Raw genomic sequence first — 26,980 nt, 5'->3', positions numbered from 1 at the left:
GGTCGAACTCCGGCCATTCCTGGTCGTCTTCCAAGCCACGGGGGCGCGTACGGCATGCCCATCCGGCCGTATACCTTCGGCGATCCGGGTCGGCGGTACCCCGACGGCCCGCGCGCCGCATCGCGCCAACGGGCCCTCGACATGCCTCGGCCGTTACGCCGCCCGCGCTTCGGGAGGCCGCGCCTGCCGGGTTCATGATCTTCATCTGATTAGCATTCACAAGCCCCGCAGCACCCGTTGCCGGGGCTGCCCTGCGCCATCACCGTGAGGGGATAGAGCCATGCCCCCTGGCCGCCGGAGACCGTCGTCGCAGCACGCCCCCGAACTGCGTGCGGCAGCGCACCATCTCGCACGCCGCCGCTTCCTCACCGTCACCGCGGCGGCCGCCGCGCTCGCCTTCGGCACACACCTGCCCGCCACCGGCGCCGCGAGCGCCGCCGAGCTCGACGCGGCGAGGATCGCCGACGACCCCTTCACCCTCGGCGTCGCCTCCGGTGACCCGTGGCCCGGCTCCGTACTGCTGTGGACGCGGCTCGCGCCCGAGCCGTACGAGGCCGACGGCGGCCTGGCCCAGCAGCGTGTCGTCGTCGAATGGGAGGTGGCCGACGACGAGCGGTTCGGCGCGATCGTCCGGCGCGGCACCGCCATCGCCCACCCCGAGGTCCACCACACCCTGCACGTCGAGGTGGACGGTCTCGACGCCGGCCGCGTGTACTACTACCGCTTCAGGACAGGCACCTGGATCAGCCCGACGGGCCGCACGCGCACCGCTCCCGCCACGGTCGGCCCGGCCTCGGCACTCACGTTCGCCGCCGTGTCCTGCCAGGCGTACCACGAGGGGTACTTCACCGCTCACCGGCATCTCGCGGGCGACGACGTCGACGTGGTCTTCCACCTCGGCGACTACCTCTACGAGTACGCGATCGACGCCGCCGGTGGCGCCCGGAAATACACCGACCGTGTCCTGCCCGACCTCTTCAACCGGGAGACGGTGACGCTGGAGGACTACCGGCTGCGCTACGCCCTCTACCACCGGGACCCGGACCTGCAGGCGGTGCACGCCATGCACCCGTTCGTCGTCACCTGGGACGACCACGAGACCGGGAACAACTACGCGGCCGACAGCGACGAGAACGGCACCACGCCCGCCGCGTTCCTGCTGCGGCGCGCCGCAGCCTACCGGGCCCACTGGGAGAACCAGCCGCTGCGCGCCTCCCAGCTGCCCAACGGGCCCGACGCCCAGCTCTACCGCCGTCTGCACTGGGGCACCCTGGCGCAGTTCGACGTCCTCGACACCCGCCAGTACCGCTCCGACCAGGCCTACGGCGACCGGCCGCACATCCCCGGCCCGGAGTCGGACGACCCGGCACGCACGATCACCGGCGCCGCCCAGGAACGCTGGCTGATCGATGGATGGCGTACCTCCGACGCCGTGTGGAACGTGATGCCGCAACAGGTCTGCTTCTCCCAGCGGAAACTGGACCTCAGCCCTGTCGCCAAGGTGTCGATGGACGCCTGGGACGGCTACCGGGCCTCGCGCGAGCGCGTCCTGGCCGGGGCGAAGGCCGCAGGCATCGACAACCTGATGGTCCTCACCGGGGACGTGCACGTCGGGTACGCCTTCGACATCAAGGACGACTTCGACAACCCCTCGTCCAGCGCCCTGGGCACGGAGATCGTCACCCCGTCCATCGCGAGCGGAGGGGACGGCATCGTAAGACCCACGAACTGGGCCACCTATCTGACCGCCAACCCCCACCTGAAGTTCTACAACGGACAACGCGGCTACGTCAGGGTGCGGCTGACGCCACAGGCGGCGCGGGCGGACTTCAAGACCGTGTCCGCCGTCACCACGCTCGGGGCTCCGATCACGACCGCCGCGTCCTTCGTCACCGAAGCGGGAGACCAGGGGCTCAAGCCCGCCTGAGCCCGTGAACGTACAGGTGCCGGAGCCGGTGCCCGCGACCGGCGGCCCTCACATCTCGGCCCGGCGGCGGACCGTCGCGAGCAGGCGCCGCACGCCCACCGCGTGCCCTCCTGTCCCGAGGACGAGCAACCGGTAGAGGCCGCCTGCCGGGCCGGGAAAGGTGGCCCGGGTCTCGGCGGTCAGCCGTGACCGGCCCGGACCCGCGGGCTCCAGGCGAAAGATCAGCGCGTACGACGAGAAGCGATGACGACCGCCGAGGACCAGCTCGCGCCCCGGGACCGCGGCTGCCACCCGGAACCCGGGGAACGTCGAGCCCTCGGCAAGCGGCCGCGGACCCGACGCCGTGCGGTCCGCGCATCCGACCAGCCGCGCGTAGCGGTTCGCGCCGGGTCGCGAGAAGGACCGGTCCAGGGTGTCGCCCAGACTGCGCCACACGTCATCGGCTCCCGCCGCGACGACGGTGGTGTGCTCATCGCGATACGGCAGAGAAGGGATCTGCATCATGTCCTCCATGGCGGTCCGGTCGCGGTCGGCCGCCCGGTCGTTCGGCGCGCCACTGAGGGGTCAGCCCTCGAACTCCGTCAGGTCGATCCCGTACATCCGCACGTCGTGCCCGTAGGCCGGGTCCACCGTCGCGCCTTCCGCCTGCATGCCGAGCTTGTCGAGCACGTTGGACGATGCGGTGTCGGCCGTTCGGCACACGGCGACGACCCGGTCGATGCCGCGGTCCTGCAGAGCGAACTCGAGTGTGGCGTGGGCCGCCTCCGAGGCATAGCCCTGACCCCAGAAGACACGCGCCATCCGCCAGGTGATCGCCACCTGCCCCGCGACCTCGGGCGGGGATTCAGGAACGTACAGCCCGACCGCCCCGGCCAGTTCCCCCGATCCGAGGAGTTCGACGGCGAAGACCCCGAAGCCCTCCTCGTCCCACTCCTCCTCCCATGCCTCGATGTCCTCGGCGGTCTGTTCCAGGGAGCGGGGCGTGCCGTCGCCGACCCATCGCATCACCGTCGGGTCGGCGTGGATCTCGGAGAGGGGCACGAGGTCGTCGTCCTGCCAGCGGCGCAGCAGAAGACGGGGGGTATGGATGTCGGTCATGCCCCCATCATCGCGTGAGCCAGACGACGAGAACGACCACGACCACGGCGAGGACGATCGCCGCCGGAAGAGCGCGTTTGAGTACGGCACCGCGTGCGACGCTCATCAGGTCCAGGGGCTCCGGTGCGGCCGCGGCCGGCGTACGGGAAACTGCGGGCGCTTCCGCCGGGCGGACGCCGTTCGAGGCGGGGGTGGCCGGAGCGGTCGGAGCCGTTGGAGCGGTCTTCCTCGGGGCTTCGGCGGCGGGGGCGTGGTCTGCTGTGGGCCCTCCGGCGGAAGCGGATTCCGGCGTGGCGCTCGATGCGATCCCGGCGCTGACCTCGGGCTCAGCACCAGCACCAGCACCAGCACCAGCACCAGCACCAGCACCAGCACCAGCACCAGCCACGGTCCCAGCGCCAGCACCAGCCACGGTCCCAGCGCCCGCCCCGGTCACAGTCCCCGCCCCGGGCCCCGGCGTCGGTGCGACCGATTCCTGCGCCTGCGCCTGCCCCTGTTCCTTCTCCGTCGCGAGTTGCCCCTCCAGGTTGTCGACGAACTGGGCCAGCAGCTTCCCGCTGACCTCCTCGATCACCCCTCGGCCGAACTGCGCGATCCTGCCGGTGATGGTGAGGTGGGTGTCCACCGTCACCCGCGTCCCGTCGCCGTCCGGGACGAGCCGGGCGGTGACGCGGGCGTCGGCGTTTCCCTGGCCGCGGGTGTCGCGGCCGCGCGCGTGGAGTACCGCCGTACGCGCCTCGTCGTCCTTCTCCTCGAAGGAGACGACGCCCTTGTACTGGACGGTCATGGGGCCGACCTTCACCTTGACGACGCCGTTGTAGGTGTCGCCGTCCACGCCGGTGAGCTGGGCCCCGGGCATGCAGGGAGCGATCCGCTCCACGTCGGTCAGCAGGGACCAGGCCTGGTCGGGCGGCAGGTTCACTCGGAACTCGTTGGTGAAGTCCATGACGGACACACGATGGGCGCGGGCGGCCCGGCCGTCAATGAGCTCTTCAGGGTTTGCTTAAGACGCCGCGCCCAGGGCGCCGGAACCCGTGATCCGCAATGCTCCCCCAGTTCCGTCAGCTCCAGATCGTGACGTGGACCGGTGGTCGGAACTCGTTCATCGGAACGCCCTTGGACCGGGTGAGCACCGCCTGTGTAGCGGCCGGTGTCGTGACGAAACGGCACAGCGCGGCGGCGGTCGTCGAGCGCCGTTCGCCGGTGAGCGCGCTCGCGTACAGCATGCCGCCGAGCCGGGCGCCGGAGACATCGAGGACGACCAGTGACCCGCGGCGCAGTTCGTCGCGTACGACGTGGAGGAAGGCGATGGAAAGACCGGCCCCGCCGGCCACCGCGTTGAGAGAGGCCGTGACGCTGGGGAACGCCTTGGCCTTGGCGGCTTCGACTCCGATGTGGGACAGGAAGGTGCCGGACAGGGTGTCCGGGTCCAGTCCGGCGGGGCCCAACAGCCATGACTCGTGGGCCAGTTGGGCGGATGCCAGCCGCTTCCGGTGTCTGAGCGGATGGTCCGGCGCAGCGACGACGACCAGTTGGAAACGCAGGAAGGGAATCGACTCGATGCCCGGTTCCGGGCGCGACGCCGGGCCGATCGTGACATCGGCACGGCGGTCGCGGAGCAGGTCGCCGAACACCGCCACCGGCACGGCGAGGGTGTCGACGTCCAGGTCGGGCTGTCGCCGCCCGAAGGCGGCGAGCAGCGCGGGGAGGACCTGTTCGGCGCCGGCTTCGGTGGACGCCACCCGCAGTTGGGCGGTGCCCGAACCGGCCTGGCGGACCCGGTGGCGGGTCTCCTCGGCGAGGCCCACGATCTCGGCGGCCCCTGCGGCGAGGCGTCTGCCGCCCGGCGTGAGACTGATCCCGCCGGCGGCCCGGATGAAAAGCAGGTCGCCGAGTTCGCGGCGGAGCGCGGCGACCGCGCCGGAGACCGCGGCCTCGGTGACGCCGAGCGACTCCGCGGCGCCCTTGACCGAGCCCAGACGGGCCACCGTGACGAATGCGCGGAGCTGAGTCAACGTCATGTCCGCCATTACAACGGCTGTTCGACCGGTAGGACCCCCTCCGGTGCCCAGGTCTCTTAAGCATTCGCTTGAGTCGCCGTTGACCGCCCCATCCCTTCGCGCAATTGTTCCCCGGACCGCCGGAAACCGGCCAGGTCCTCAATCGACGGACGGTTCCCCCGCGCGCTGCCTCGCCCGGGCGTGCCGGGCGGGCCCGGTCCGGGAGGGAGCGTGCCGTGCAGGTACCCGCTTCGTTCGACTACCAGCGCGCCGAGAGCGTGGACGAGGCGCTGGAACTATTGCGGCGCTACGGCGAGGAGGCCCGGGTCGTGGCCGGCGGGCACAGTCTGCTGCCGATGATGAAGCTGCGCCTGGCCGCCCCCGAGGTCCTCGTCGACATCAACGACCTCCACGAACTCGACCACATCGCCCTGGTCGGCGACGAACTGCGCGTCGGCGCCCTCACCCGGCACCGCACACTGCTGGAGTCGGAGCTGGTCGGCCGGTACTTTCCCATCGTCCACGACGCGGAGAAGGTCATCGCCGACCCGCCGGTCCGCAACCGGGGCACGATCGGCGGCTCCCTGTGCCAGGCCGACCCGTCGGAGGACCTCTCGGCGGTGTGCGGCGCGCTGCACGCCTGTGCCGTCATACGCGGGGCTGGCGACGAACGGATCGTATCCATGGCCGACTTCCACCAGGGCCCGTACGAAACGGCCGTGGGCGTCGGCGAGATGCTGACCGAGGTGCGACTGCCGGTCCTGCCGGGTGCGGGCAGCGCGTACGAGAAGGTCGAGCGCAAGGCCGGGGACTGGGCCGTCGCGGCTGCGGGAGTCGCCCTGACGCTGCGCGAGGGGCGGATCTCCGACGCGGGAGTGGGTCTGGCGGCGGTCGGCGCCGGGGCGCTGAACCTCCACGCGGTCCAGACGCTGCTGAACGGCAGCGAACCGTCCGAGGCGCTGTACGAGGAGGCGGGCCGGGTCGCGTCCGACAGCTGTTCGCCGGTCACCGACGGCCGGGGCAGCGCCGAGTACAAGCAGCATCTGGCAGGCGAACTCACCCGGCGGGCGCTGCGACGGGCGGTCGCCCGGGCCGGGCGGCCCATCGGGTCCACGGCAAGGGAGGCGTGAGGCGCATGCGGATCACCGTCAACGTCAACGGCGACGACCACACCCGGGAGGTCGAGCCCCGGCATCTGCTCGTGCGCTTCCTCCGCGACGACCTGGAACTGACCGGCACCCACTGGGGCTGCGACACCAGCAACTGCGGCACGTGCGTGGTGCTGATGGACGGGGATCCCGTCAAGAGCTGCACGGTCCTGGCGGTCATGGCGGCCGGTCACGAGATCCGCACGGTCGAGGACCTGGCGGACGGAGACCAACTGGACCCCGTTCAGCAGGGGTTCATCGAGCAGCACGGTCTGCAGTGCGGGTTCTGCACCCCGGGCATGATGCTCACCGGCCGGGCCCTCCTGGACCGCAACCCGGATCCGTCCGAGCAGGAGATCCGCGAGGCCATCTCCGGCCAGCTGTGCCGGTGCACCGGCTATCTGAACATCGTCAAGTCCATCCAGTGGGCGGCGAGGAACCGGGCCGAGGCCGACGGAGTCACGGAGACCGCAGGGAGTCAGTCATGACCGCCATCGACGAGCCTCCCGTCGCACCCGCGCCGGACGAACGGCCCATCGGCTTCGGCCGGATGAAGCGCAAGGAGGACCCCCGCTTCGTACGCGGCAAGGGCCGCTACGTCGACGACATCCACCTGCCCGGCATGCTGCACGGCGCCGTCCTGCGCAGCCCGTTCGCGCATGCCCGCATCGTCTCCATCGACACCTCGGCCGCCGAGGCCCACCCCAAGGTCAAGGCGGTGATCACCGGCGAGACGCTCGCGGGCCTGGGCCTCGCCTGGATGCCGACGCTGTCGATGGACACGCAGGCCGTACTCGCCACCGACAAGGTGCGCTTCCAGGGGCAGGAGGTCGCGTTCGTCGTCGCCGAGGACCACTACGCGGCGCGCGACGCCATCGAGTTGATCGACGTCGAGTACGAACCGCTGGACGCGGTCGTCAACGCCCGCCGTGCCCTCGACGCGGACGCGCCCGTCATCCGGGACGACCTGGAAGGCCGTACGGACAACCACATCTTCGACTGGGAGGCCGGCGACAGCGCGGCCACCGACGAGGTGTTCGCGCGGGCCGACGTCGTCGTCGAGCAGACCATGCTCTACCCGCGCGTCCACCCGGCTCCGCTGGAGACGTGCGGAGCGGTCGCCGCCATGGACCCGGTCGACGGCAAGCTCACGCTCTACTGCACCACCCAGGCCCCGCACGCACACCGCACGCTCTACGCGATGGTGGCCGGGATCCCGGAGCACAAGATCCGGGTCGTCTCCCCCGACATCGGCGGCGGCTTCGGCAACAAGGTCGGGATCTACCCGGGTTACGTGTGCGCGGTCGTCGGCTCGATCGTCACCGGGAAACCCGTGAAGTGGATGGAGGACCGCTCCGAGAACCTGATGAGCACCTCCTTCGCCCGCGACTACCACATGACCGGCGAGATCGCCTCGACCCGGGACGGGAAGATCCTGGGCGTACGGGTCAAGGTCCTCGCCGATCACGGCGCCTTCAACTCCACGGCGCAGCCCACCAAGTACCCGGCCGGCTTCTTCCACATCTTCACCGGCTCGTACGACATCGACGCCGCGCACTGCCAAGTGACCGGCGTCTACACCAACAAGGCGCCCGGCGGCGTCGCGTACGCCTGCTCCTTCCGGGTCACCGAAGCGGTCTATCTGATCGAGCGGATGGTGGACTGCCTGGCGGCCGAACTCGGCGCCGATCCGGCCGAGTTGAGGATGCGCAACCTGCTGCGGCCCGAGCAGTTCCCCTACGAGAACAAGACGGGCTGGACGTACGACTCCGGCGACTACCCCGCCTGTCTGCGCAAGGCACTGAATGTCGCCGGGTACGAGGAACTGCGCAAGGAGCAGAGCGAGAAGCGCGGCCGGGGCGAACTCATGGGCATCGGGCTGTCGTTCTTCACCGAGACCGTCGGCGCCGGGCCGCGCAAGCACATGGACATCCTCGGCCTCGGCATGGCCGACGGCTGCGAGCTGCGCGTCCATCCGACCGGCAAGGCGGTGGTCCGGCTGAGCGTGCAGACGCAGGGCCAGGGTCACGAGACGACGTTCGCGCAGATCGTCGCCGAGGAACTGGGCATCCCGCCCGAGGACATCGACGTCGTGCACGGCGACACCGACCAGACTCCGTTCGGGCTCGGTACGTACGGCAGCCGGTCGACTCCCGTGTCGGGAGCGGCGGCTGCCGTGGTGGCTCGGAAGGTCCGGGACAAGGCGCGGATCATCGCCGGCGCCATGCTGGAGGTCCACCCGGACGATCTGGAGTGGACGAAGGGCCGTTGGTCGGTCGCGGGCGACCCGACGGTGACGAAGACGATCCAGGAGATCGCGCTCGCCGCGCACGGTTCGCTGGAACTGCCGGAAGGGGTGGAGGGCCATCTGGAGGCGACGACCGTCTACAACCCGCCCAATCTCACGTACCCGTTCGGCGCGTACGTCTGCGTGGTCGACGTCGATTCCGGCACGGGCACGGTGAAGGTGCGGCGCTTCATCGCGGTGGACGACTGCGGCACCCGTATCAACCCGATGATCATCGAGGGGCAGGTGCACGGCGGGCTGGCCGACGGGGTCGGTATGGCGCTGATGGAGTTGATCAGCTTCGACGAGGACGGCAACTGTCTGTCCGGGTCCTTCATGGACTATCTGCTGCCGACCGCGCTGGAGGTCCCGGCCTGGGAACTGGACCATACCGTCACGCCTTCCCCGCACCATCCGATCGGCGCGAAGGGCATCGGCGAGTCCGCGACGGTCGGTTCACCGCCTGCCGTCGTCAACGCGGTCCTCGACGCGATCGGCGTACGCCACGCCGACATGCCGCTGACCCCGAGCCGGGTGTGGCAGGCGCTGCACCGGGGCGAGGTGGAGGCACCGCAATGAGCCCCGCCGCACCCCCGCTTGAGGCACGCATGGCCGAACTGACGGGACGGCACGTGCCGTTCGTGAAGGCCACCGTCGTTCGCGCCCGTCGCCCGGCGAGCGCGCGGCCGGGCGACACCGCGCTGGTCCTCGCCGACGGCCGGGTCGAGGGCTTCGTCGGGGGCGCCTGCGCGGAGGCCACCGTGCGGGTGCAGGCGCTGCGGACGCTGCGCAGCGGGGAGTCGCTGCTGCTGCGCATCTCGCCGGAGGAGACGGCGGACGGCACCGGGGAACCGGTCGTCGAGGAGGGCGCGGTGAGCGTCGCCAATCCGTGCCTGTCCGGCGGCGAGTTGGAGATCTTCCTGGAGCCACTGCGGCCCGTGCCGCGCGTGGTGGTCCTGGGCGAGTCCCCCATCGCCCGCGCGCTGGCGGCCTTCGGGCCGGTGCTCGGTTACGAGATCACGGAGGCGTCCGGCGCCGAGAGGATCACGCCGGAGGACCTGGCCGGGAGCCAGGCGCTGGTGATCGCCTCCCACGGGCGGGGGGAGGAACCGGTGCTCGTCTCGGCCGTGCGCGCGGGGGTGCCGTACATCGGGCTCGTGGCCAGCCCCAGGCGCGGGGCGGCGGTCCTGGACGGGCTGGCATTCGATGCCGAGCAGCGTGCGCGGATCCATACGCCTGCGGGTCTGTGGATCGGTGCCCGCACGCCGGGCGAGATCGCGGTGTCGATCCTCGCGGAGGTGATTCAGGCGCTGAGGGGGCGCTCCGTGGAAGTGGACGTGGAGGTAGAGGTGGCTCCGGAGACCGGCTCGGTGACCGCCGTCGACCCTGTGTGCGGGATGACGGTCTCCGTCGCGGACAGCACCCCGTACTGCGACGAGGGCGGCGGCGAGCGCCGCTGGTTCTGCTGTGCCGGCTGTCGTGCCGCGTACGAGAAGGACCCCGCCCGCTACGCGAAGGCCGACGCCTCGTGAGCGAGTACGTCGAGCGCTGTCTGCCGGGCGTGGAGAGCCTGCGCGCCGCGCTGGACTCGCTGGGCTATCTCGCCGACGACGGTCTGGCCACGGCGCTCTTCCTCGCCCTGCGCCTGCCCCAGCCTCTGCTTCTGGAGGGCGAGGCGGGCGTCGGCAAGACCGAGGCGGCCAAGGCGGTGGCCGCGATCCTGGGCAGCCCGCTGATCCGGCTGCAGTGCTACGACGGCCTGGACGCGGCCGAGGCGCTGTACGAGTGGAACTATCCGCGCCAACTGCTCGGCATCCGTCTGGCCGAGTCCCGGTACGAACAGCTCAGTGAGGCCGATCTGTTCAGCGAGGAGTACCTGCTTCGGCGGCCCGTGCTGGCGGCGCTCACGCACCCCGGCCCGGCCCCCGCCGTGCTGCTCATCGACGAGATCGACCGTGCCGACGACGACTTCGAGGCATTCCTGCTCGAAGTACTGGCCGAGGCCGCGGTGACCATCCCGGAGATCGGCACCATCCGGGCCGCCGTGCCGCCCGTCGTGCTCCTCACCTCCAACCGCACGCGTGATCTCCATGACGCCCTCAAACGCCGGTGCCTCTACCACTGGATCGACTATCCGGACACGGAGCGGATCGTCGAGATCGTGCGCCGCCGGGTGCCCGGGACGTCGAGGGAACTGGCGGTCGCGGTGTCGGCGGCCGTACGGCGGCTGCGTGCGCTGGAGGTCCAGAAGGCACCAGGCGTCGCCGAGACCATCGACTGGACCTCAGCGCTGAACCTGCTCGGTGTGCCCCGTCTCGACGCCGAGATCGCCGGGCGCACGCTCGGCTCCCTGCTGAAGTACCGCGAGGACCAGGAGCTGGTGCGGGAGCGCGGCCTGGACTGGCTGGTCGCGGGCCGACAGCTGTGACCTCGACGGCGGTTCCCCTCTTCGACCGGGCAGAGTTCGCGGGCCGGCTCGGCGCGGAACTGCGGCGCGCGGGGGTGGGGGTGACTCCGGAGCGGTCGGTGCGGTTCCTGGAGGCGCTGCGTCTGCTGCCACCGGTGGACCGTACGGCGCTGTACTGGGCGGCGCGGCTGGCGTTCGTGACGGATCGCGAGCAGATCGAGCCGTTCGAGAGGATCTTCGACGCGGTCTTCGCCGGCGGGCCGCACTCGGTGGCAGTCCGCAGAGCCGGTACGGAATCCGAGCCTGCGTCAGAAACCGCCCCTGGTCGCCCCCCGCCGCTCTCCGGAATCGGCCCGGATCCCACCCGCGCTCCCCTACTGGGCGGCGCCAACGGCGAGGCATCGGACAACGACCGTACACAGCCCCCGGAAAAGGACAGTCGGACCGAGGAGGTGCCGACGGCGGGCACTACGGCCGAAGTCCTCGCCCACAAGGACTTCGCTGCCCTCGACCCCACCGAACTGGCCGAACTCAACCGGCTCCTCACCCTGTTGACGCTGAAGGCACCGCTGCGCCGCGGCCGCCGCCAGGAGACCGACCGTCGGGGCCGCCGCATCGACCTGCGCCGCACCCTGCGCACCGGCCAGCGCACCGGCGGCGAGGCCGTACTGCTGGCCCGCACCCGCCACCGCCTACGACGGCGACGACTGGTGCTGCTGTGCGACATCTCCCGCTCCATGGAGCCGTACACCCGCGCCTACCTCCGCCTCTTCCCACGAGCGGCGGCCGGTGCGGCGGCCGAGGCGTTCGTCTTCGCCACCCGCCTCACCCGGCTGACCCCCGTTCTGCGGCACACAGGCCCGTCCGGCGTGGACGCCGCGCTGCGCCGGGCGGGCGCCGCCGCGTCCGACTGGTCCGGCGGCACCCGCATCGGCCACGCACTGTCCGAGTTCAACAACCGCTTCGGCCGCCGGGGCATGGCACGCGGCGCCGTCGTGGTCATCTTCTCCGACGGCTGGGAGGGCGAGGACCCGGCGGCCGTCGCCCGCGAAATGGCCCGCCTCGCCCGCCTCACCCACCGCATCATCTGGGTCAACCCCCGCAAGGCGGCCCCCGGCTACACCCCACGCACCGCCGGCATGACCGCCGCACTCCCCCATTGCGACGCATTCGTCAGCGGCCACAGCCTGGCGGCTCTCATGGAGGTGGTGGAGGCGATCGCGGGCGACGGAGAGTCCGTGCGACAGCGCGTCGACTACGGCCGAAAGTGAGCGGAAAGTAGGCAGATTACGCCTGGTGATGGTGTGTAGTGTTCCGTCGCGTGCTGGCTGAACGGCGACACCAACTCATCCTGCGGGCCCTGCGTTCCGGCGGCACCGCCTCCGTGACCGACCTCTCCGAACAGCTGGACGTGAGTGCGGCGACCGTCCGCCGCGACCTCCTCAAGCTGGAAGGGGACGGGCTGCTCAGCCGCGTGCACGGCGGTGCGGTCATCGAGGAGGACCGTGCGCCGTTCGACGAGGCCGCCGAGGTCCAGGTGGCCGAGAAGGACGCGATAGCCGCCCGCGCGGCCGAGCTGATCGAGGACGGCCAGTCGGTCATCCTCGACAGCGGCACGACCGTCCACCGGCTGGCACGCCGACTGCACGGGCGCCGGCTCACCGTGATCACCAACAGTCTCGCCGTGTACGAAGAACTCACCGCGGACGAGAACATCGCCCTGATGCTGCTCGGCGGCATGGTCATACGCGAGTCACGCATGCTGGACGGCTTCATGGCCGAGGACAACCTCCGCCAGGTGCACGCCGACTGGGCCTTCATGGGCGCCTGCGGCGTACGCTCCGGCGGCCAGGTCATGGACACCACCGTCGCCGAGGTGCCCGCCAGGCGCGCCATGATCGCCGCCGGTGACAAGGTGGCGCTGCTGGCCGACCGGAGCAAGTTCCCCGGCAGCGGCATGGTGAAGATCTGTGGCCCGGAGGACCTGGACCTGCTCATCACCACCGCGTCGGCGGACGATGCGACCTGCACGGCCCTGCACGAAGCCGGCGTGAGAGTGATCGCGACACCTCCGACGACGGTCGACGGCTGGGCCGAGGTCGGCGTCTAGGCTGACGTCCGAGGCACTGTGTGCCCGGCCCGAGCCCCGCGTTCGACGCCCCGTGTTCGGCAAGGAGGCAGTCATGAACTCCCCCGGCAACAGTTCACAGAAGGTCCCGGTACTGCGTCACCCGCCTGCCCCCGCCGACAGCCTCCTGTGGGAACCCAGCGAGCGTTGGGTGCGCGGGATGAAGGGTGATGTCACCGTTGTCGACAGCCGGCGGCCGGTGCTGGTGTGGGAGCCCGGGCGGCCGGTGCCGTTGTACGCGTTTCCGCGTGATGACGTGCGTACGGATCTGTTGCGGGAGACGGAGAAGTCCGCCGGGCGGCCGCACGCCGGGACGACGCTCTTCTACGACCTCGACATCGGCGGTGAGACCATCGCCGGCGCGGCCTGGACGTATCCGGGCGAGGAGTTGGGTTCGTACATCTCGTTCGAGTGGTTCGGGCGGGAGGTGCTCGACCACTGGTACGAGGAGGACGAGGAGATCTTCGTCCATCCGCGTGACCCGCACAAACGAGTGGACGCGCTGCCCAGTTCGCGGCATGTCCAGGTCGAGATCGACGGCACGGTCGTCGCGGACACCCGCGCGCCGGTCCTCCTCTTCGAGACCGGTCTGCCCGTGCGGTACTACCTCCCGCGCGAGGACGTGAGCCTCGATCTGTTCACGCCCAGCGATCTCACGACCCGCTGCCCCTACAAGGGCGTGGCGACCGACTACTGGTCGTGGCCCGGCGAGGGCGTACCGCCGAACATCGCGTGGAGCTATCCCGACCCTCTCTCTGCTGTGGGTGTCATCAAGGACCGGGTGGCCTTCTTCAACGAGGCCGTCGATATCACGGTCGACGGGGAGCGGCTCGAGCGGCCCGTCACCGAATTCATCAAGCCTCGGGAGTGATCAATCCTCGGGAGTGATGAGGGGGGTCGGGGACCGCGTAGTCGTCAGCCTGTGTCGGGTGTTGGGTCTCCCGGAGCGATCAGGCCGGTCTCGTAGGCGAGCACGACTGCCTGGACGCGGTCGCGGAGGTCCAGCTTCGACAGGATGCGGCCGATGTGTGTCTTGACCGTGGTGGGGCTGAGGAAGAGGCGGTCCGCGAGTTCGGCGTTGCTGAGGCCGGTCGCGAGCAGCCGGAGCACCTCCAGTTCGCGTGGGGTCAGGCCGGACAGGTCTCGGTGGAGGGTCGGCGGCCGGGGCTCCTCGCGGTGGGCGAAGCGTTCGATCAGCCGGCGGGTGATGGTGGGCGCGAGGAGCGCGTCGCCGGATCGCACCAGGCGGACTGCGGCCACCAGGTGCTCGGGGGTGACGTCCTTGAGCAGGAAGCCGCTGGCCCCGGCGGTGAGTGCCGCGTAGACGTAGTGGTCGAGGTCGTACGTGGTGAGGATGATGACCCGGGTGTCGCCCGGGCCCTCGTCTCCGAGGATCCGCCGAGTCGCCTCGATGCCGTCCATCCGCGGCATCCTGATGTCCATGAGGACGACGTCGGGCCGGGTGCGCCGGACGGCGGCGACCGCCTCGGCCCCGTCTGCCGCCTCCGCCGTCACCTCGATGCCGTCGGCGGCGAGGATCATCCCGAATCCCGTACGGACCAGGGCCTGGTCGTCGGCGATGACGGCGCGCAGGGAAGGCCCGTTCACGCGGTCCGCCACGGGACTCGGGCTCTGATCCGGTATCCGCCGGCGAGGGTCGGCCCGGCCGTCAGCTCGCCGCCGTAGACCGTCAGCCGCTCACGGAGCCCGATCAGCCCGCGGCCGTTGCCAGTGCTGGTGCCGGTGCCTGGGCCTGTGCCGTTGGCGCTCGTCGACGGGGCGTCGTGGGCGGCTCCGGTGTCCGTGACCTCGATCTCCAGGCAGTCGTCGGTGTGACCGATCGTGACGGAGGCATCCGCGCCGGGCGCGTGTTTGATCGTGTTGGTCAGTGCCTCCTGCACCACGCGGTACGCCGCGAGGTCCACCCCGGGCGGCAGCGGCTCCGGTGGCAGGGACACCGCGATGGCGACCGGTGTCCCGGCGGCGCGTACACGTTCGATCAGGGCGTCGAGATGTCCGAGACCGGGCTGCGGTTCGAGCCCGTCGGCGGGGCTGTCGGGGCGGCCGGTGTCCGGGGCCGCGAGCAGTCCCATCACATGCCGGAGCTCGGACATGGCGGCCCGTCCTCCGGCCTCGACCGCCAACAGTGCCTCTTTGGACCGCTCGGGCGCTGTGTCCATCACCTTGCGGGCCGCGCCCGCCTGGATCACCATCACGCTCACATTGTGGGTCACGACGTCGTGCAACTCAGCGGCTATACGGGCGCGTTCTTCCTCGACGGCCCTCCGCATGGCCTCCTCCTGGGCTCGCTGCAGCTGGGTGAACCGGTCCCGGCTGGCGGTCAGCCGTCGGCCGCCGACGCGGACGAGCCCGGCCAGCACCCCGGCGACCAGCAGGACGACGGCGGGGCTCGACCAGCCCGGGAGCACGGGATCCGTTTCCCGGAACGCGAACCCGGCCAGCACGGCCGCAACGACCATTCCGGCCAGCGCCCGCACTTGGTAACGGCTGTACATGACGGCGCTGTAGGCGCCGATGACACACGTCAGTACGTTGATCCAGGAGGCGTCGTCGCCGATGGGCAGCGCCGCGCCCATCACGATCCCGAACGTGACCAGCGGATACCGCCGCCTGGCCGCGAGAGGCAGCGCCGACAGGACGACCAGCGGCCACGGCACGGTGCGAGGCTCCGGCACCACAACTCCCACGCCGGGTACGGGCGGTCGTGGCGGGACCGGCGGGACCGGCGGCACCTCGGTCCGGTGGTCGGTCCGCTGCTCGGTCCGCTGTTCACTTTTGGCCGAGACTCGGGCCGGCCCGTCGCCGGGAAATTGCGCCGCCACGATCAACGCGATGACGGTCAGCACGATCGCCAGCACCACGTCGGCGCCTACCGCCCACCGCGACAGCGGGGCGGGCTTCTCCTCCGGCCGTAGCGCATCACGCAGTTGGCGGCGCCTGTCGCGGCGGTCCTCCGTCTCCATCGGCTCATTGTGTGGCTCCCCGCCCCGGTCCGCGTCCGTCTGCGCGACCAGAGTCCCGTCCCACAGGTGTACGTCGCAGGGATGACCTCGCGGACGGGTCCTTCGCGGGGAGGTCCTGATGTCGGTGCCGCGGCCGACGCGCCACAACACCCCGCGCTCCTAGGTTCGCTGAGCCCGGCAACACCCCTCGCGAACCGATGCCATCCGAAGGACGGTCGACTCCCATGACTCAGGTGATCCAACTGGAGGGCGTGGCCAAGCGCTACGACAGCGTCGGCACGCCCGCGCTGGGCCCTCTCACGCTCTCCGTCGAGAAGGGCGAGGCCCTCGCCGTGACGGGCCCCTCCGGCAGCGGCAAGTCCACGCTGCTGAACCTCGTCGCGGGCCTGGACAAGCCGACCGAGGGAACCGTGTCCGTGGGCGGCCGGCAGCTGAACGATCTCAGCGAGCACGCGCTGGCCCGGTTCCGCCGCGAACAGATCGGCATGGTGTTCCAGTTCTTCAACCTGCTCGACGACCTCACCGTCGCCGACAACATCCAGCTCCCGGCCCAACTGACCGGCACCGCCCGGCGCAAGACGGCGGCCCGTGCCGATGAGCTCATGGAGGTGCTCGGCATCCAGAAGCACGCCCGCGCCTACCCGGGCCGGCTCTCCGGCGGCGAACGCCAACGCGTCGCGGTCGCCCGGGCCTTGGTCAACCGGCCCGCGCTGCTGCTCGCCGACGAGCCGACCGGTGCCCTCGACACCGCCTCGGGCCAGGACGTACGGGAGCTGCTGGTGGAGCTGCACCGCGGCGGCCAGACCATCGTGCTCGTCACGCACGACCTCGCGCTCGCCGAGGCGTGTGCGAGCCGGACGATCCATCTGGTCGACGGTCATCTCGCCCTCGACACGCGGGCGGAGGCCGTCCGATGACCCGCTTCGGCGGCGGTGCGCTCGGCCGGGTCATACGTTCCGGCGTGGGGCGGCGCCGGGTGCAGACCGTGGTGATCGCCGTGGCCACGATGATGGCCGTGGCCTCGGCGGTGGTCGCCGGGTCGCTCATCGTCGCCGCGAACGCACCCTTCGACCACGCCTTCGCGAAACAGCAAGGCGCCCATCTGACAGCCCAGTTCGATCCGACCAAGGTTACTGCGACGCAGCTCAAGGCGACCCGAGAACAGACGGGCGTCAGTGCGAGCGCGGGGCCGTACCCCTCCACGACGATCCAGCCGGAGGACTCGGCGGGCAGGCGCATGCCGACGCTGACGCTCGTCGGACGGTCCGCTCCGCAGGCCGACGTGGACGATCTGGACCTCAAGTCCGGCCGGTGGCCGACGAAAACGGGCGAGATCGTGCTCAGCGCATCGTTCGCGGGCCCGGCCTTCAAGCTCGGCTCCACTCTCAAGACCTCTGACAAGGAGGGCAGTTCGACCCTGGCCGTCGTCGGTCTCGCGCTGTCGGTCAGCAAGACCGCCGACGCCTGGGCGACCCCCGCCCAGACAAGGGCTCTCGCGTCGGCGGACAACCCGCTCACCAGTCAGATGCTGTACCGCTTGGACTCTGCCGGAACGGACAAACAGATCACCGACGGCCGGAAGAAGCTCGCCGCGGCCGTGCCATCCGGTGCGCTGCTGGGCAGCCAGTCCTATCTGGACACCAAGCGCGCCGCCGACCAGGGCGCCGCTCCGACCATCCCCTTCCTCATCGCCTTCGGCGTCCTCGGCATCGTGATGTCGGTGATCATCGTCGGCAGTGTGACCAGCGGCGCGGTCGGCTCCAGTCTGCGCAGGATCGGCATCCTCAAGGCCATCGGCTTCACACCGCGTGAGGTCGTACGGGCCTATGTGGCCCAGGCGCTGATCCCGGCAGCCGTCGGTATCGCGCTGGGCGTCGTGCTGGGGAACCTGCTGGCCGTGCCGCTCCTCGACGACACCGAGCAGGCGTACGGCACCGCCTCATTGACGGTGGCGTGGTGGGTGGACGTCGTGGTGCCGGTCGCCGCGCTGGTGGTCGTCGGGGTCGCCGCGCTGGTTCCCGCGCTGCGGGCCGGGCGGCTGCGCACGGTGGAGGCCATCGCGGTGGGCCGGGCCCCGCGCACGGGTCGCGGCCAGTGGGCGCACCGGGTGGCGGGGCGGCTGCCGTTGCCGAGGGCGGTGACGTACGGGCTCGCGAGCCCCTTCGCGCACCCGGTCCGCACGGTCGCGATGCTGCTCGCGGTGGCCTTCGGTACGGTCGCGGCGACCTTCGCGGTGGGGCTCACCGCGTCCCTCACCGCGGTCGGCGAGGCGCAGGATCCCGAGGACCGTGCCGCGGTCACCGTGTTCGCCGGCGGACCGTCCAGCGGACCCGTGCCCCCGTCGGCCGAGGGCAAGCCCGGAACCCCGGCCGAGGGCAACTCCGAGGCCCCGCCCGCCGATCCGGCACGGATACGCGCCGCGGTAGAGGCGCAGGAAGGCACCGCCTCGTACTACGCCACGGCCCAGGAGGACGTCACCGTGGCCGGGGTCACCGGCTCGGTCACGATCAGCCTCTATGAGGGAGACTCCCGGCCGGGCAGCTACGAGATGATCACTGGGCACTGGGTCGACGGCGCGGGGCAGGTCGTGGTGGCGACGGGCTTCCTGGAACGGACCGGCACCAAGGTCGGTGACACGGTCCGGGTGACCCACCAGGGAGACACCCGGACCCTGCGGATCGTCGGCGAGGCCTTCGACACGGAGGACGACGGCATGCGACTCCACGCGGGCATGGCCGACTTCCCCAAGGCCGAACCCCGGACCTTCCTCGTCGAGGTGAAGTCAGGTGTCTCTCCCGCCGACTACGCCGAGAAACTCGCCGCGGTGGTGCGGCCGCTCGGCGGCGACGCCATGGCCAACTCCCCTTCGGAGCAGGACAACTTCGTCCTCATCCTGCAGTCGATGGCGGCGCTGCTCACCCTCATGCTGGTCTCCGTGGCCGGCCTCGGAGTGCTCAACTCCGTTGTCATCGACACCCGGGAGCGCGTCCACGACCTCGGCGTCTGCAAGGCGCTCGGCATGTCGCCGCGGCAGACCGTGGGCCTCGTACTCGCCTCGGTGGCAGGGATCGGTGTGCTCGGCGGTCTGATCGGCGTGCCCGCCGGGTTCGCGCTGCACGGCATCGTGCTGCCGGTGATGGGACATGCCGCGGGCACCGATCTGCCTCCCTCGGTCCTCGACGTGTACGTGCCTTGGCAGTTGGTGCTGCTGGGACTGGCCGGGATCGCGATCGCGATGCTGGGCGCGCTGCTCCCGGCGGGCTGGGCGGCCAAGGCCCGTACGGCTGTGGCTCTGCGCACGGAGTAGCGGTCCTCGGCGGCCCGGGAGTGGAACGGGCAGCCGGAAGGGCGGCCCGGCGTCCTTGGCACGCCGGGCCGCCCCGGCCCTCCTGCGAACTCCGGATCAGCAGCAGCGGCTCTGCGGATGGTCCTCCCGGTGCCGGGCCCGCAGTGCCTGGTACTCACGTGGTGTCGGTACCGGGGCGAGTGGGTGGTGGCGGAGACGGCGCTCGCAGTAGCGGCCGTACTCCGCCTCCCCCGTCAGCTCGCGCAGGTACCAGCGCACGGCCCGTGCCCATCGCCGGACACTCATGTCCGGGCTCCCGCCAGGGGTTCGGCGGACTGCTCCGGGAGATCGATGCGGGACTCGACGTACGGCGTCTCGGTCGTCGGCAGCGGGACGGGGGACCGTACGGCGCGTACGCACACCACGGCCGCGTTGACGATCACCACCGCCACCAGGAGCAGGAACAGGGCGATCAGGACGCCGTCGACCGTGGAGTTGGTGACCACCGTGTGCATGTCGTCGAGGGTCTTGGCGGGCGGCAGGACCTGACCGGCGTCGATGCCGTCGGCGTACCGCTCGCGCTGGGCGAAGAAGCCGACGCGCGGGTCGGCGGAGAAGATCTTCTGCCAGCCCGCGGTGAAGGTGATCGCGACCACCCAGGCCAGCGGGACGCCGGTGACCCAGGCAAAGCGCAGCCGCCCGGACTTGACGAGGACGGTCGTGCAGACGGTGAGGGCGATGGCGGCGAGGAGCTGGTTGGCGATGCCGAAGAGCGGGAAGAGCTGGTTGATTCCGCCGAGGGGGTCGGTGGCGCCGGAGTGGAGGAAGTAGCCCCAGGCCGCCACGACGAGTGCGCTGCACAGCCAGATGCCCGGCTTCCAGTTGACCCGGCCGATCGGCTTCCAGACGTTGCCGAGCATGTCCTGGAGCATGAAGCGTCCGACGCGGGTGCCGGCGTCGACCGTGGTCAGGATGAAGAGTGCCTCGAACATGATCGCGAAGTGGTACCAGAAGGCCTTCATCGAGTTGCCGCCGAAGACTCCGGAGAAGATCTCCGACATGCCGACGGCGAGGGTCGGTGCTCCGCCCGATCGGGCGATGAGGGTCTGTTCCTCCACCGCCTTGGCCGCCTGCGTCAGTTGGTCGGGGGTGATGGTGAAGCCGAGGCCCGCCACCGCCTGGGAGGCGGACTCGGCCGTGGTGCCGAGCAGCCCGGCGGGCGCGTTCATCGCGTAGTACAGGCCGGGTTCCAGGGTGGCGGCCGCGATCAGCGCCATGATCGCGACGAACGACTCCATCAGCATGGCGCCGTAGCCGATCATCCGGACCTGGGATTCCTTCTGGATCAGCTTCGGGGTGGTCCCGGAGGCGACCAGCGCGTGGAAACCGGAGAGCGCGCCGCAGGCGATGGTGATGAAGAGGAACGGGAAGAGGGATCCGGCGAAGACCGGGCCCGTGCCCGAGGAGGCGAAGTCGCTGACCGCGTCGGTCCGCAGCACGGGCGCGGCCACGATGACGCCGACGGCGAGCAGTGCGATGGTGCCGATCTTCATGAAGGTGGAGAGATAGTCGCGCGGTGCGAGCAGCATCCACACGGGCAGCACGGAGGCGACGAACCCGTAGCCGACGAGACAGAAGACGAGGGTCGTCGGGCTGAGGGTGAAGGTGTCGGCCAGCGAGGACTCCTGGACCCAGCTGCCGCCGACGATGGCGAGAAGCAGCAGCGCCACACCGATCAGGCTGGTCTCGACGACCCGGCCAGGCCGGATGCGGTGCAGCCAGAAGCCCATGAACAGGGCGATGGGGACGGTCATGGCGACCGAGAAGGTGCCCCACGGGGAGTGGGCGAGCGCGTTGACCACGACCAGGGCCAGCACCCCGAGCAGGATGATCATGATGGCGAAGACGGCGATCAGAGCGGCGGCCCCGCCCGCCCTGCCGATCTCCTCCCGGGCCATCTGCCCGAGCGACTTGCCGTCCCGCCGCATGGACAGGAACAGCACCACCATGTCCTGCACCGCCCCGGCGAAGATCACTCCGGCGACGATCCACAGGGTGCCCGGCAGATACCCCATCTGGGCCGCGAGCACCGGCCCCACCAGCGGCCCGGCGCCTGCGATCGCCGCGAAGTGATGGCCAAGAAGCACCCGGCGGTCGGTCGGCTGGAAGTCGACTCCGTCCTCCAGGCGTTCGGCGGGGGTGGCCCGCCGGTCGTCGGGCTTCAGTACGCGCCGCGCTATGAAGCGGGAGTAGAAGCGGTAGGCGATGGCGTACGAGCCGAGGGCGGCCACCACCAGCCAGACCGCGGAGATCTCCTCGCCGCGGGCCAGCGCGAGGACACCCCAGCCGATCGCGCCGATCAGGGCGACCGCGGCCCACAGCAGCATCGACCGCGGTGTCATCCGGGAACGTGCGGGCGGCGGCTCTTCCGGCGCCGGGCGACCGGATTCGGGCATGACTGACGTGGGCATGGCGGCTCCTCACCTCTACGGTGATGTGTGGTGGTACGGATGCGTACGGGTCGGCGGTGCGGGTTGTGGAACGCGTACGAGCCAGGGGCCGTGGCGGTCGTACGTACGCCTAGGGATCGTGGCGGTCGTGCCTGGTCAGCGCGTACGCGGCCAGGAGGCACAGGCCGCAGCCCGGCACCCAGGCGAGCTGGTACCAGTAGAAGAACGGCGTCCCGGCGAGCCGTGGGCTCTCGCCGGCGTACCAGGGGACCCACAGCAGACCGGCGGCGGGCGCGAGGAGCAGTACGGCGATCGCGACGCGCCGTAGCCGGTGATGACCCGTGGGTGCCATGACCTGCGCTCCTCTCCCCGTGCTTGTCGGTCTGTGCAAGAGTTGCCCACCGGCCGGAACTGGTTGACAGCGAATTTCCAGAAGATTTCCCGCCGGTTCCCTGTCCTCCGAGTGGGGTGCCCGCGCAACTCTCCGGCAAGGGCACAGGCACACCAAGGACGGTGACCCATGGCGGATGTCGCCATGACCGCGACGTTTCTCGCCGTGATCGGCGGAGCGTCGCTGCTCGCCGTCACGGCGCGCCGTCTGCGCCCCACCGACCGGCTGCCGTCCCTGGAGGGCTGGGCGCTGGCCGACCGGAGCCTGGGTCCGGTGTGGACCTGGCTGCTGCTGGGCGGCACGATCTTCACCGCGTACACCTTCACCGCGGTCCCCGGCCTGGCGTACGGCAACGGGGCGCCGGCCTTCTTCGCGGTCCCGTACACGGTGATCGTCTGTCCGCTGGCCTTCGTCCTGCTGACCCGCCTGTGGGCGGTGGCCCGCCGCCACGGCTATGTGACCGTGGGCGACTTCGTCCGGGGACGGTACGGTTCGCCGCCGCTGGCCCTGGTCGTCGCGCTCACCGGGATCCTTGCGACGATGCCGTATCTGGCGCTGCAGTTGCTGGGGATACGAGCGGTGCTGACCGCCGGGGGTGTCTATCCGCGCGGCGCGGCGGGGGATCTGGTGATGGTGGCGCTCTTCGCGGGTCTCGCGGTGGCGACGTACCGGCACGGGCTGCGCGCACCGGCGGTCATCTCCGCGCTCAAGGCGGTGGCCGTCTTCGTCTCGCTCACCGCCGTCTGCTGGCTGGTCCTGCACCGGCTCGGCGGCCCCGGCCCGCTCTTCGACCGGGCCGCACAACGGCTCGGCGGTACGGACACGGTGCACTCCGCCCTGCTCCTCTCCCCCGAGCAGCAGCCCGCCTACGCCACCCTCGCCCTGGGCTCGGCGCTGGCCCTGCTGATGTACCCGCACGTGCTCACCGCCGGATTCGCCGCCGACAGCCCGCGCACCCTGCGCAAGGTCGCCGTGGCCCTGCCCGCCTGGACGGGCCTGCTCGCGCTCTTCGGCTTCCTCGGCGTCGCGGCCCTCGCGGCGGGCGTTCAGGCGCCTGAGGGAGGCGCCGAGGCGGCCGTGCCGATGCTGGTCGACCGGTTGATGCCGGGGCCGCTGGCCGGGCTGGTGTTCGGCGCCATCGTCGTGGGGGCGCTCGTCCCGGCCGCCGTGATGTCGATCGCCGCCGCGACCTGCTTCGTACGCAATGTGTACGTCGAGTACGTCCAGCCGACCGCCACGCCCAAACGCCAGGTGCGTATCGCCAAGGCGGTCTCGCTCACCGCGAAGGTGGGGGCGGTGGCCTTCGTGTTCGGGCTGCGCGACCAGGACGCGATCAACCTCCAACTGCTCGGCGGCGTATGGATTCTGCAGATCTTCCCCGCCGTGGCCGTCGGGCTGTTCACCGGTCGGATGCACCCGCGGGCGCTGATCGCCGGGTGGGCCGTGGGCATGACGGCCGGCACGTTCCTGGTGGTCCGCGAGGGATTCTCGTCCATCGTGGCCTTCGGTTCCGCCGACCGGCCGCTGGAGATCTACGCCGGGCTCGCGGCCCTGGTCCTCAATCTGGCCGTCGCCCTGGTCGGCACCGCGGCCCTCGAACGTCTCGGCGTCCCACGCGGCGCCGATGTCACCGACCTACCGCCACGCCTGACCGTCAGGCACCGCCCCGAGACGGGAGCCACCAACCCGTGAGACGCAGACAGCACACCCGCTCGACGGTGGCGCAGGCCGTTCCGGCCGCCGTCCCCGAGCCACGCGTTCCGCGCGCGGCGACGGCCCGGCCGCCGGGCGCGGACCGGACCGGCCTCGACCAGGAGTCCCGCCCCGACGGCGTACGCGAAGGGGCGCCCGAGGAGACGACACCCCTGTCCCCCGCGGTCGGCGATCCCGTCGACCTGGAACGGGAAGCCGCACTGGCCCGGCTCTTCGAGGTGCACTATTCCTCGATGCTGCGCCTGGCCGTGCTGCTCGGCGCCGACGATCCGGAGAACGTCGTGGCCGAGGCGTACTACCAGATCTACCGAAAGTGGCGCCGACTGCGGGACTCCGAGGCAGCGGAGGCCTATCTGCGGTCCACGGTGTGCAATCTGACCCGGATGCGAATACGCCACCTCCAGGTCGCGCGCAAGCACGTCGAGAACCCGCCGAGCGATGTCGTGGCCTCCGCCGAGAGCACCGCACTGCTCCACGACGACCAGCGCGTACTGATCGACGCGCTGCAGCAACTGCCCGCGCGGCAGCGCGAAGCGCTCGTGCTGCGCCACTGGCTCGGCCTGAAGGAGAGCGAGATAGCCGCCGCGATGGGAATCTCCTGCGGATCGGTCAAGACACACACCGCACGCGGCATCGCCGCCCTGACCCAGGCGATGGAGGCCCGGCGATGAACGACACCTCTCCGGACCGCATGGAACACGAGCCGGACCGGACGGAACAAGAGCTGCGCGAGGCCCTGGAGGCGCTGGCCGGCGGGGTGCACCCGGCCCCCGACGCCTACCGCACGGCCCGCGGCGACTGGCTGCGGCGCGAGCGGCGTCGTCGGCTCGTGCTAGCGGTCCTGATCGCGGTCGTCTTCACGCTCGCCACCCTGATCGGCCTGTGGGTACTGAACCAGGCTCCCTCCGAACCCGGGGTCATCTTCTCCGGCACGGGGGGCCAGGCCACTACCAGCGGAGCGGCCGCCGTCCCGGGCTGATGGACGGCCGCGGGGTCGTGCCCTACCCGGCGGCGGTCCCGCCGTGCCCTGCTCGGACTCGGTCCGCTCCCGTCGAGAACCCGTACGGCACCGCTCGTAGCGGCCGATCGGGGGGATACTGGCCGTATGCGGTTTCGGAGCATGGCCTGTGGTGCCGCGGGGCTGGTGCTGGTGGCCGCTGTCGGCTGCACCGGGGACGGCGACGGCGACACCGGGCCCACGAGTCCGCCGACCTCGGCCCGCGCTTCCGCCAGGACACCCAGCGCGACGCCCACCCCGACTCCGGCCAACCCCGTGTCGATCCCGGGGCTGATCCAGCGCGAGCACCGGGGCTCCGACCTCAAGCTCGGGAACGTACGCGTGCGGACCGACGCGTACACCCAGTACGCGGTCACGTACGAGGCCAACGGGCTGACGATCTCGGGGATCATGAACATTCCCAGGGGCAAGGGGCCGTTCCCCGCGCTGGTACTGGCGCACGGGTACATCGACCCGGCCGTCTACACCAGCGGCCGCGGACTGGCCCGGGAGCAGGAGCTGCTGGCCCGCAACGGCTATGTGGTCCTGCACACCGACTACCGCAACCACGCGGGTTCCGACGACGACCCGGACAATGACGTCAACCTGCGCCTCGGCTACACCGAGGACACGATCGGCGCCGTCATGGCACTGCGCTCGTCGGGGCGTCCGGAGATCGACGGTGAGCGGATCGGTCTGCTGGGGCGGTCGATGGGCGGTGGCGTCGTGTACAACACGCTGGTCGTCGCGCCGGGTCTGGTCGACGCCGCCGTGGTGTTCGCCCCCGTGAGCTCTCGTCCGGACGAGAACATCGACCACTTCCAGCGCGGCGACGGCGACCCGGTCGTCGCCCAGATCGACAAGACGCACGGCACCCCTGAGGAGAACCCGAAGTTCTGGAAGGAAGCCTCCCCGATCACCTACGTCGACCGGGTGACCGAACCGCTGCTCATCCACCACGGCACCGCCGACGAGAGCTGCCCCATCGTCTGGTCGGAGCGGACCACCGCCGCGTTCGAGAAGGCGGGCAAGGACGTCGAACTGGTGAAGTACAAGGGCGAGCACCACACGTTCGCCCCGCAGTGGCCTGCCTCGATGGAGACGACGATGGACTTCTTCGAGAAGCATCTGCGCTGACCCGCCATGGCCGGCTGTCGGCACTCACCGGATGCCGAGCGGCTGCTGGAACCTTCCTCTACCGTTTGTACGGTCCCTCCCGAATCGGGAGCGATTGGCATGTCGAGCGACAGCCCCCGACCGAAAGGCCGTGTCATGAAGTTCGCAGTGATCGGCGGTACCGGACTGATCGGTTCGCAGGTCGTCACGAAACTGAACGACGCCGGGCACGACGCGGTGCCCCACTCCCAGTCCACCGGAATCGATGTCATCACGGGCAAGGGCCTGGAACAGGCCATGGAGGGCGCCGAGACCGTCATCAACCTGACGAACTCCCCGACCTTCGACGAAGCCTCCCCGGCGTTCTTCCAGACCTCGATGGACAACCTGCTCGCGGCCGCCCAGAAGAGCGACGCCCAGCACTTCGTCATCCTCTCGATCGTCGGCGTGGACCAGGTGCCCGAGCTGGACTACTACCGGGCCAAGGTCCTCCAGGAGGACGTGCTGAAGGCCGGGCCGGTCCCCCACTCGATCGTCCGGGCCACCCAGTTCATGGAGTTCGTCGACGCGGTCCTGTCCTGGACCACCGACGGCGACACCGTCCGGCTGCCCAGCACACCGATCCAGCCGATCGCGGCCAAGGACGTCGCCGCCACGGTCGCCGAGGTCGCCGCGGGCACCCCGTTGCGGGGCATCCGCAATGTCGCGGGCCCCGACGTCTACCGGCTCGACGAGCTCGGCAGGATCACGCTGGACGCCCACCCGGACGGCCGCACGGTCACGACCGACGACAGCGCGGGCATGTTCGCGGCCGTCCGCGGTGCCGTCCTCATCGCCCCGAAGGACGCCCACATCGCGCCCACCCGCTACACGGACTGGCTCTCGTGAACTGAATCGGCGGTCCCGACCGCAGGAATACCCGCCGCTGCCCGGCGGGCCTGCGGTCACCGCCGGATGAACACTATGAACGCAATGATCAAGCCATGGGTTTTCACCCGGCCTCTCCTTAGCATCGGCCCCGCCGCGCAACGGTGCGCCGATGAGGAGA

At 70.9% G+C, this 26,980-nt stretch carries 25 protein-coding genes; 16 read left to right on the top strand and 9 right to left on the bottom strand.

Features of this window, described 5'->3' with window-relative positions:
* The first annotated feature begins 280 nt into the window (after nt 1-280).
* Entirely contained in the window at nt 281-1,927 is a 1,647-nt protein-coding gene (locus QF035_RS50135; RefSeq protein WP_307529288.1) for an alkaline phosphatase D family protein, read from the top strand.
* A 48-nt stretch (nt 1,928-1,975) separates the two neighbouring features.
* On the opposite strand, the gene QF035_RS50130 is transcribed toward QF035_RS50135, so the two are convergent.
* The 4 genes from QF035_RS50130 to QF035_RS50115 form a co-directional block, all read right to left on the bottom strand.
* Nucleotides 1,976-2,428, bottom strand: coding sequence for a hypothetical protein (locus QF035_RS50130; protein WP_307529285.1), 453 nt, complete (start codon nt 2,426-2,428; stop codon nt 1,976-1,978).
* A gap of 63 nt (nt 2,429-2,491) precedes the next feature.
* Complete coding sequence (locus tag QF035_RS50125; RefSeq protein ID WP_307529283.1) at nt 2,492-3,025, bottom strand: GNAT family N-acetyltransferase; 534 nt, start codon at nt 3,023-3,025, stop codon at nt 2,492-2,494.
* A 7-nt stretch (nt 3,026-3,032) separates the two neighbouring features.
* Nucleotides 3,033-3,971, bottom strand: a complete 939-nt coding sequence (locus QF035_RS50120) for an SRPBCC family protein (RefSeq protein WP_307529282.1) — start codon at nt 3,969-3,971, stop codon at nt 3,033-3,035.
* A 115-nt stretch (nt 3,972-4,086) separates the two neighbouring features.
* On the bottom strand, nt 4,087-5,046 hold the full coding sequence (locus QF035_RS50115; RefSeq protein ID WP_307529280.1) for a LysR family transcriptional regulator: 960 nt from the start codon (nt 5,044-5,046) through the stop codon (nt 4,087-4,089).
* Nucleotides 5,047-5,261: 215 nt separating this feature from the next.
* On the opposite strand from QF035_RS50115, the gene QF035_RS50110 reads away from it, so the two are divergent.
* The 8 genes from QF035_RS50110 (at nt 5,262) to QF035_RS50075 (ending at nt 13,866) form a co-directional block, all read left to right on the top strand.
* On the top strand, nt 5,262-6,155 hold the full coding sequence (locus QF035_RS50110) for an FAD binding domain-containing protein (RefSeq protein ID WP_307529278.1): 894 nt from the start codon (nt 5,262-5,264) through the stop codon (nt 6,153-6,155).
* Nucleotides 6,156-6,160: 5 nt separating this feature from the next.
* Nucleotides 6,161-6,661 (top strand): (2Fe-2S)-binding protein, encoded by a 501-nt coding sequence (locus QF035_RS50105; protein ID WP_307529276.1) that lies wholly within the window; start codon nt 6,161-6,163, stop codon nt 6,659-6,661.
* Complete coding sequence (locus QF035_RS50100) at nt 6,658-9,039, top strand: aerobic carbon-monoxide dehydrogenase large subunit (protein WP_307529274.1); 2,382 nt, start codon at nt 6,658-6,660, stop codon at nt 9,037-9,039. Before QF035_RS50105 ends, QF035_RS50100 begins: the two co-directional genes overlap by 4 nt.
* Complete coding sequence (locus tag QF035_RS50095) at nt 9,036-9,992, top strand: XdhC family protein (RefSeq protein ID WP_307529273.1); 957 nt, start codon at nt 9,036-9,038, stop codon at nt 9,990-9,992. Before QF035_RS50100 ends, QF035_RS50095 begins: the two co-directional genes overlap by 4 nt.
* The gene (locus tag QF035_RS50090; RefSeq protein WP_307529271.1) at nt 9,989-10,888 is read left to right on the top strand and encodes an AAA family ATPase; all 900 of its coding nucleotides are present in this window, start codon (nt 9,989-9,991) and stop codon (nt 10,886-10,888) included. The genes QF035_RS50095 and QF035_RS50090 overlap by 4 nt, the downstream gene beginning before the upstream one ends.
* Nucleotides 10,885-12,138 (top strand): vWA domain-containing protein, encoded by a 1,254-nt coding sequence (locus tag QF035_RS50085; protein ID WP_307529269.1) that lies wholly within the window; start codon nt 10,885-10,887, stop codon nt 12,136-12,138. The genes QF035_RS50090 and QF035_RS50085 overlap by 4 nt, the downstream gene beginning before the upstream one ends.
* A gap of 50 nt (nt 12,139-12,188) precedes the next feature.
* On the top strand, nt 12,189-12,977 hold the full coding sequence (locus QF035_RS50080) for a DeoR/GlpR family DNA-binding transcription regulator (protein WP_307529267.1): 789 nt from the start codon (nt 12,189-12,191) through the stop codon (nt 12,975-12,977).
* Between the two features lie 73 nt (nt 12,978-13,050).
* A complete protein-coding gene (locus QF035_RS50075; protein WP_307529265.1) occupies nt 13,051-13,866 on the top strand; it encodes a DUF427 domain-containing protein in 816 nt (271 codons plus the stop codon).
* 44 nt (nt 13,867-13,910) lie between these two features.
* On the opposite strand, the gene QF035_RS50070 is transcribed toward QF035_RS50075, so the two are convergent.
* Together QF035_RS50070 and QF035_RS50065 are read right to left on the bottom strand one after the other, a co-directional pair.
* Complete coding sequence (locus QF035_RS50070) at nt 13,911-14,603, bottom strand: response regulator (RefSeq protein ID WP_373466865.1); 693 nt, start codon at nt 14,601-14,603, stop codon at nt 13,911-13,913.
* Complete coding sequence (locus QF035_RS50065) at nt 14,600-15,979, bottom strand: sensor histidine kinase (RefSeq protein ID WP_307529262.1); 1,380 nt, start codon at nt 15,977-15,979, stop codon at nt 14,600-14,602. The genes QF035_RS50070 and QF035_RS50065 overlap by 4 nt, the downstream gene beginning before the upstream one ends.
* A 224-nt stretch (nt 15,980-16,203) precedes the next feature.
* On the opposite strand from QF035_RS50065, the gene QF035_RS50060 reads away from it, so the two are divergent.
* Together QF035_RS50060 and QF035_RS50055 are read left to right on the top strand one after the other, a co-directional pair.
* The gene (locus QF035_RS50060) at nt 16,204-16,896 is read left to right on the top strand and encodes an ABC transporter ATP-binding protein (protein WP_269655200.1); all 693 of its coding nucleotides are present in this window, start codon (nt 16,204-16,206) and stop codon (nt 16,894-16,896) included.
* Nucleotides 16,893-19,286 (top strand): ABC transporter permease, encoded by a 2,394-nt coding sequence (locus QF035_RS50055; protein WP_307529259.1) that lies wholly within the window; start codon nt 16,893-16,895, stop codon nt 19,284-19,286. Before QF035_RS50060 ends, QF035_RS50055 begins: the two co-directional genes overlap by 4 nt.
* A 96-nt stretch (nt 19,287-19,382) precedes the next feature.
* On the opposite strand, the gene QF035_RS50050 is transcribed toward QF035_RS50055, so the two are convergent.
* From QF035_RS50050 to QF035_RS50040, 3 genes are all read right to left on the bottom strand, one after another.
* A complete protein-coding gene (locus QF035_RS50050) occupies nt 19,383-19,571 on the bottom strand; it encodes a YbdD/YjiX family protein (protein WP_307529257.1) in 189 nt (62 codons plus the stop codon).
* The gene (locus QF035_RS50045) at nt 19,568-21,736 is read right to left on the bottom strand and encodes a carbon starvation CstA family protein (protein ID WP_307529255.1); all 2,169 of its coding nucleotides are present in this window, start codon (nt 21,734-21,736) and stop codon (nt 19,568-19,570) included. The genes QF035_RS50050 and QF035_RS50045 overlap by 4 nt, the downstream gene beginning before the upstream one ends.
* A 109-nt stretch (nt 21,737-21,845) precedes the next feature.
* Nucleotides 21,846-22,067: a DUF3311 domain-containing protein gene (locus tag QF035_RS50040; protein ID WP_143642513.1), complete on the bottom strand. Its 222-nt coding sequence runs from the start codon at nt 22,065-22,067 to the stop codon at nt 21,846-21,848.
* Between the two features lie 168 nt (nt 22,068-22,235).
* On the opposite strand from QF035_RS50040, the gene QF035_RS50035 reads away from it, so the two are divergent.
* From QF035_RS50035 to QF035_RS50015, 5 genes are all read left to right on the top strand, one after another.
* A complete protein-coding gene (locus QF035_RS50035; RefSeq protein ID WP_307529252.1) occupies nt 22,236-23,798 on the top strand; it encodes a sodium:solute symporter family protein in 1,563 nt (520 codons plus the stop codon).
* Nucleotides 23,795-24,490: a sigma-70 family RNA polymerase sigma factor gene (locus QF035_RS50030; RefSeq protein WP_373466864.1), complete on the top strand. Its 696-nt coding sequence runs from the start codon at nt 23,795-23,797 to the stop codon at nt 24,488-24,490. Before QF035_RS50035 ends, QF035_RS50030 begins: the two co-directional genes overlap by 4 nt.
* Nucleotides 24,487-24,798, top strand: a complete 312-nt coding sequence (locus QF035_RS50025) for a hypothetical protein (RefSeq protein WP_307529250.1) — start codon at nt 24,487-24,489, stop codon at nt 24,796-24,798. The genes QF035_RS50030 and QF035_RS50025 overlap by 4 nt, the downstream gene beginning before the upstream one ends.
* Before the next feature lie 126 nt (nt 24,799-24,924).
* Nucleotides 24,925-25,953, top strand: coding sequence for an alpha/beta hydrolase family protein (locus tag QF035_RS50020; RefSeq protein ID WP_307529248.1), 1,029 nt, complete (start codon nt 24,925-24,927; stop codon nt 25,951-25,953).
* 135 nt (nt 25,954-26,088) lie between these two features.
* On the top strand, nt 26,089-26,820 hold the full coding sequence (locus tag QF035_RS50015; protein ID WP_307529246.1) for an SDR family oxidoreductase: 732 nt from the start codon (nt 26,089-26,091) through the stop codon (nt 26,818-26,820).
* Nucleotides 26,821-26,980: the final 160 nt, after the last annotated feature.

This window comes from Streptomyces umbrinus (assembly GCF_030817415.1).
GTDB lineage: Bacteria > Actinomycetota > Actinomycetes > Streptomycetales > Streptomycetaceae > Streptomyces > Streptomyces umbrinus_A.
Note: the sequence above shows the minus strand (reverse complement) of the source record. Positions and strands in the feature narration are given on the sequence as shown.

Bases quoted from the DNA above. Each gene is read 5' to 3' on its own strand.
- QF035_RS50135 (WP_307529288.1), top strand. From the start codon at position 281: ATGCCCCCTGGCCGCCGGAGACCGTCGTCGCAGCACGCCCCCGAACTG.
- QF035_RS50130 (WP_307529285.1), bottom strand. From the start codon at position 2,428: ATGCAGATCCCTTCTCTGCCGTATCGCGATGAGCACACCACCGTCGTC.
- QF035_RS50125 (WP_307529283.1), bottom strand. From the start codon at position 3,025: ATGACCGACATCCATACCCCCCGTCTTCTGCTGCGCCGCTGGCAGGAC.
- QF035_RS50120 (WP_307529282.1), bottom strand. From the start codon at position 3,971: ATGGACTTCACCAACGAGTTCCGAGTGAACCTGCCGCCCGACCAGGCC.
- QF035_RS50115 (WP_307529280.1), bottom strand. From the start codon at position 5,046: ATGACGTTGACTCAGCTCCGCGCATTCGTCACGGTGGCCCGTCTGGGC.
- QF035_RS50105 (WP_307529276.1), top strand. From the start codon at position 6,161: ATGCGGATCACCGTCAACGTCAACGGCGACGACCACACCCGGGAGGTC.
- QF035_RS50100 (WP_307529274.1), top strand. From the start codon at position 6,658: ATGACCGCCATCGACGAGCCTCCCGTCGCACCCGCGCCGGACGAACGG.
- QF035_RS50095 (WP_307529273.1), top strand. From the start codon at position 9,036: ATGAGCCCCGCCGCACCCCCGCTTGAGGCACGCATGGCCGAACTGACG.
- QF035_RS50075 (WP_307529265.1), top strand. From the start codon at position 13,051: ATGAACTCCCCCGGCAACAGTTCACAGAAGGTCCCGGTACTGCGTCAC.
- QF035_RS50065 (WP_307529262.1), bottom strand. From the start codon at position 15,979: ATGGAGACGGAGGACCGCCGCGACAGGCGCCGCCAACTGCGTGATGCG.
- QF035_RS50060 (WP_269655200.1), top strand. From the start codon at position 16,204: ATGACTCAGGTGATCCAACTGGAGGGCGTGGCCAAGCGCTACGACAGC.
- QF035_RS50055 (WP_307529259.1), top strand. From the start codon at position 16,893: ATGACCCGCTTCGGCGGCGGTGCGCTCGGCCGGGTCATACGTTCCGGC.
- QF035_RS50050 (WP_307529257.1), bottom strand. From the start codon at position 19,571: ATGAGTGTCCGGCGATGGGCACGGGCCGTGCGCTGGTACCTGCGCGAG.
- QF035_RS50045 (WP_307529255.1), bottom strand. From the start codon at position 21,736: ATGCCCACGTCAGTCATGCCCGAATCCGGTCGCCCGGCGCCGGAAGAG.
- QF035_RS50040 (WP_143642513.1), bottom strand. From the start codon at position 22,067: ATGGCACCCACGGGTCATCACCGGCTACGGCGCGTCGCGATCGCCGTA.
- QF035_RS50035 (WP_307529252.1), top strand. From the start codon at position 22,236: ATGGCGGATGTCGCCATGACCGCGACGTTTCTCGCCGTGATCGGCGGA.
- QF035_RS50025 (WP_307529250.1), top strand. From the start codon at position 24,487: ATGAACGACACCTCTCCGGACCGCATGGAACACGAGCCGGACCGGACG.
- QF035_RS50020 (WP_307529248.1), top strand. From the start codon at position 24,925: ATGCGGTTTCGGAGCATGGCCTGTGGTGCCGCGGGGCTGGTGCTGGTG.
- QF035_RS50015 (WP_307529246.1), top strand. From the start codon at position 26,089: ATGAAGTTCGCAGTGATCGGCGGTACCGGACTGATCGGTTCGCAGGTC.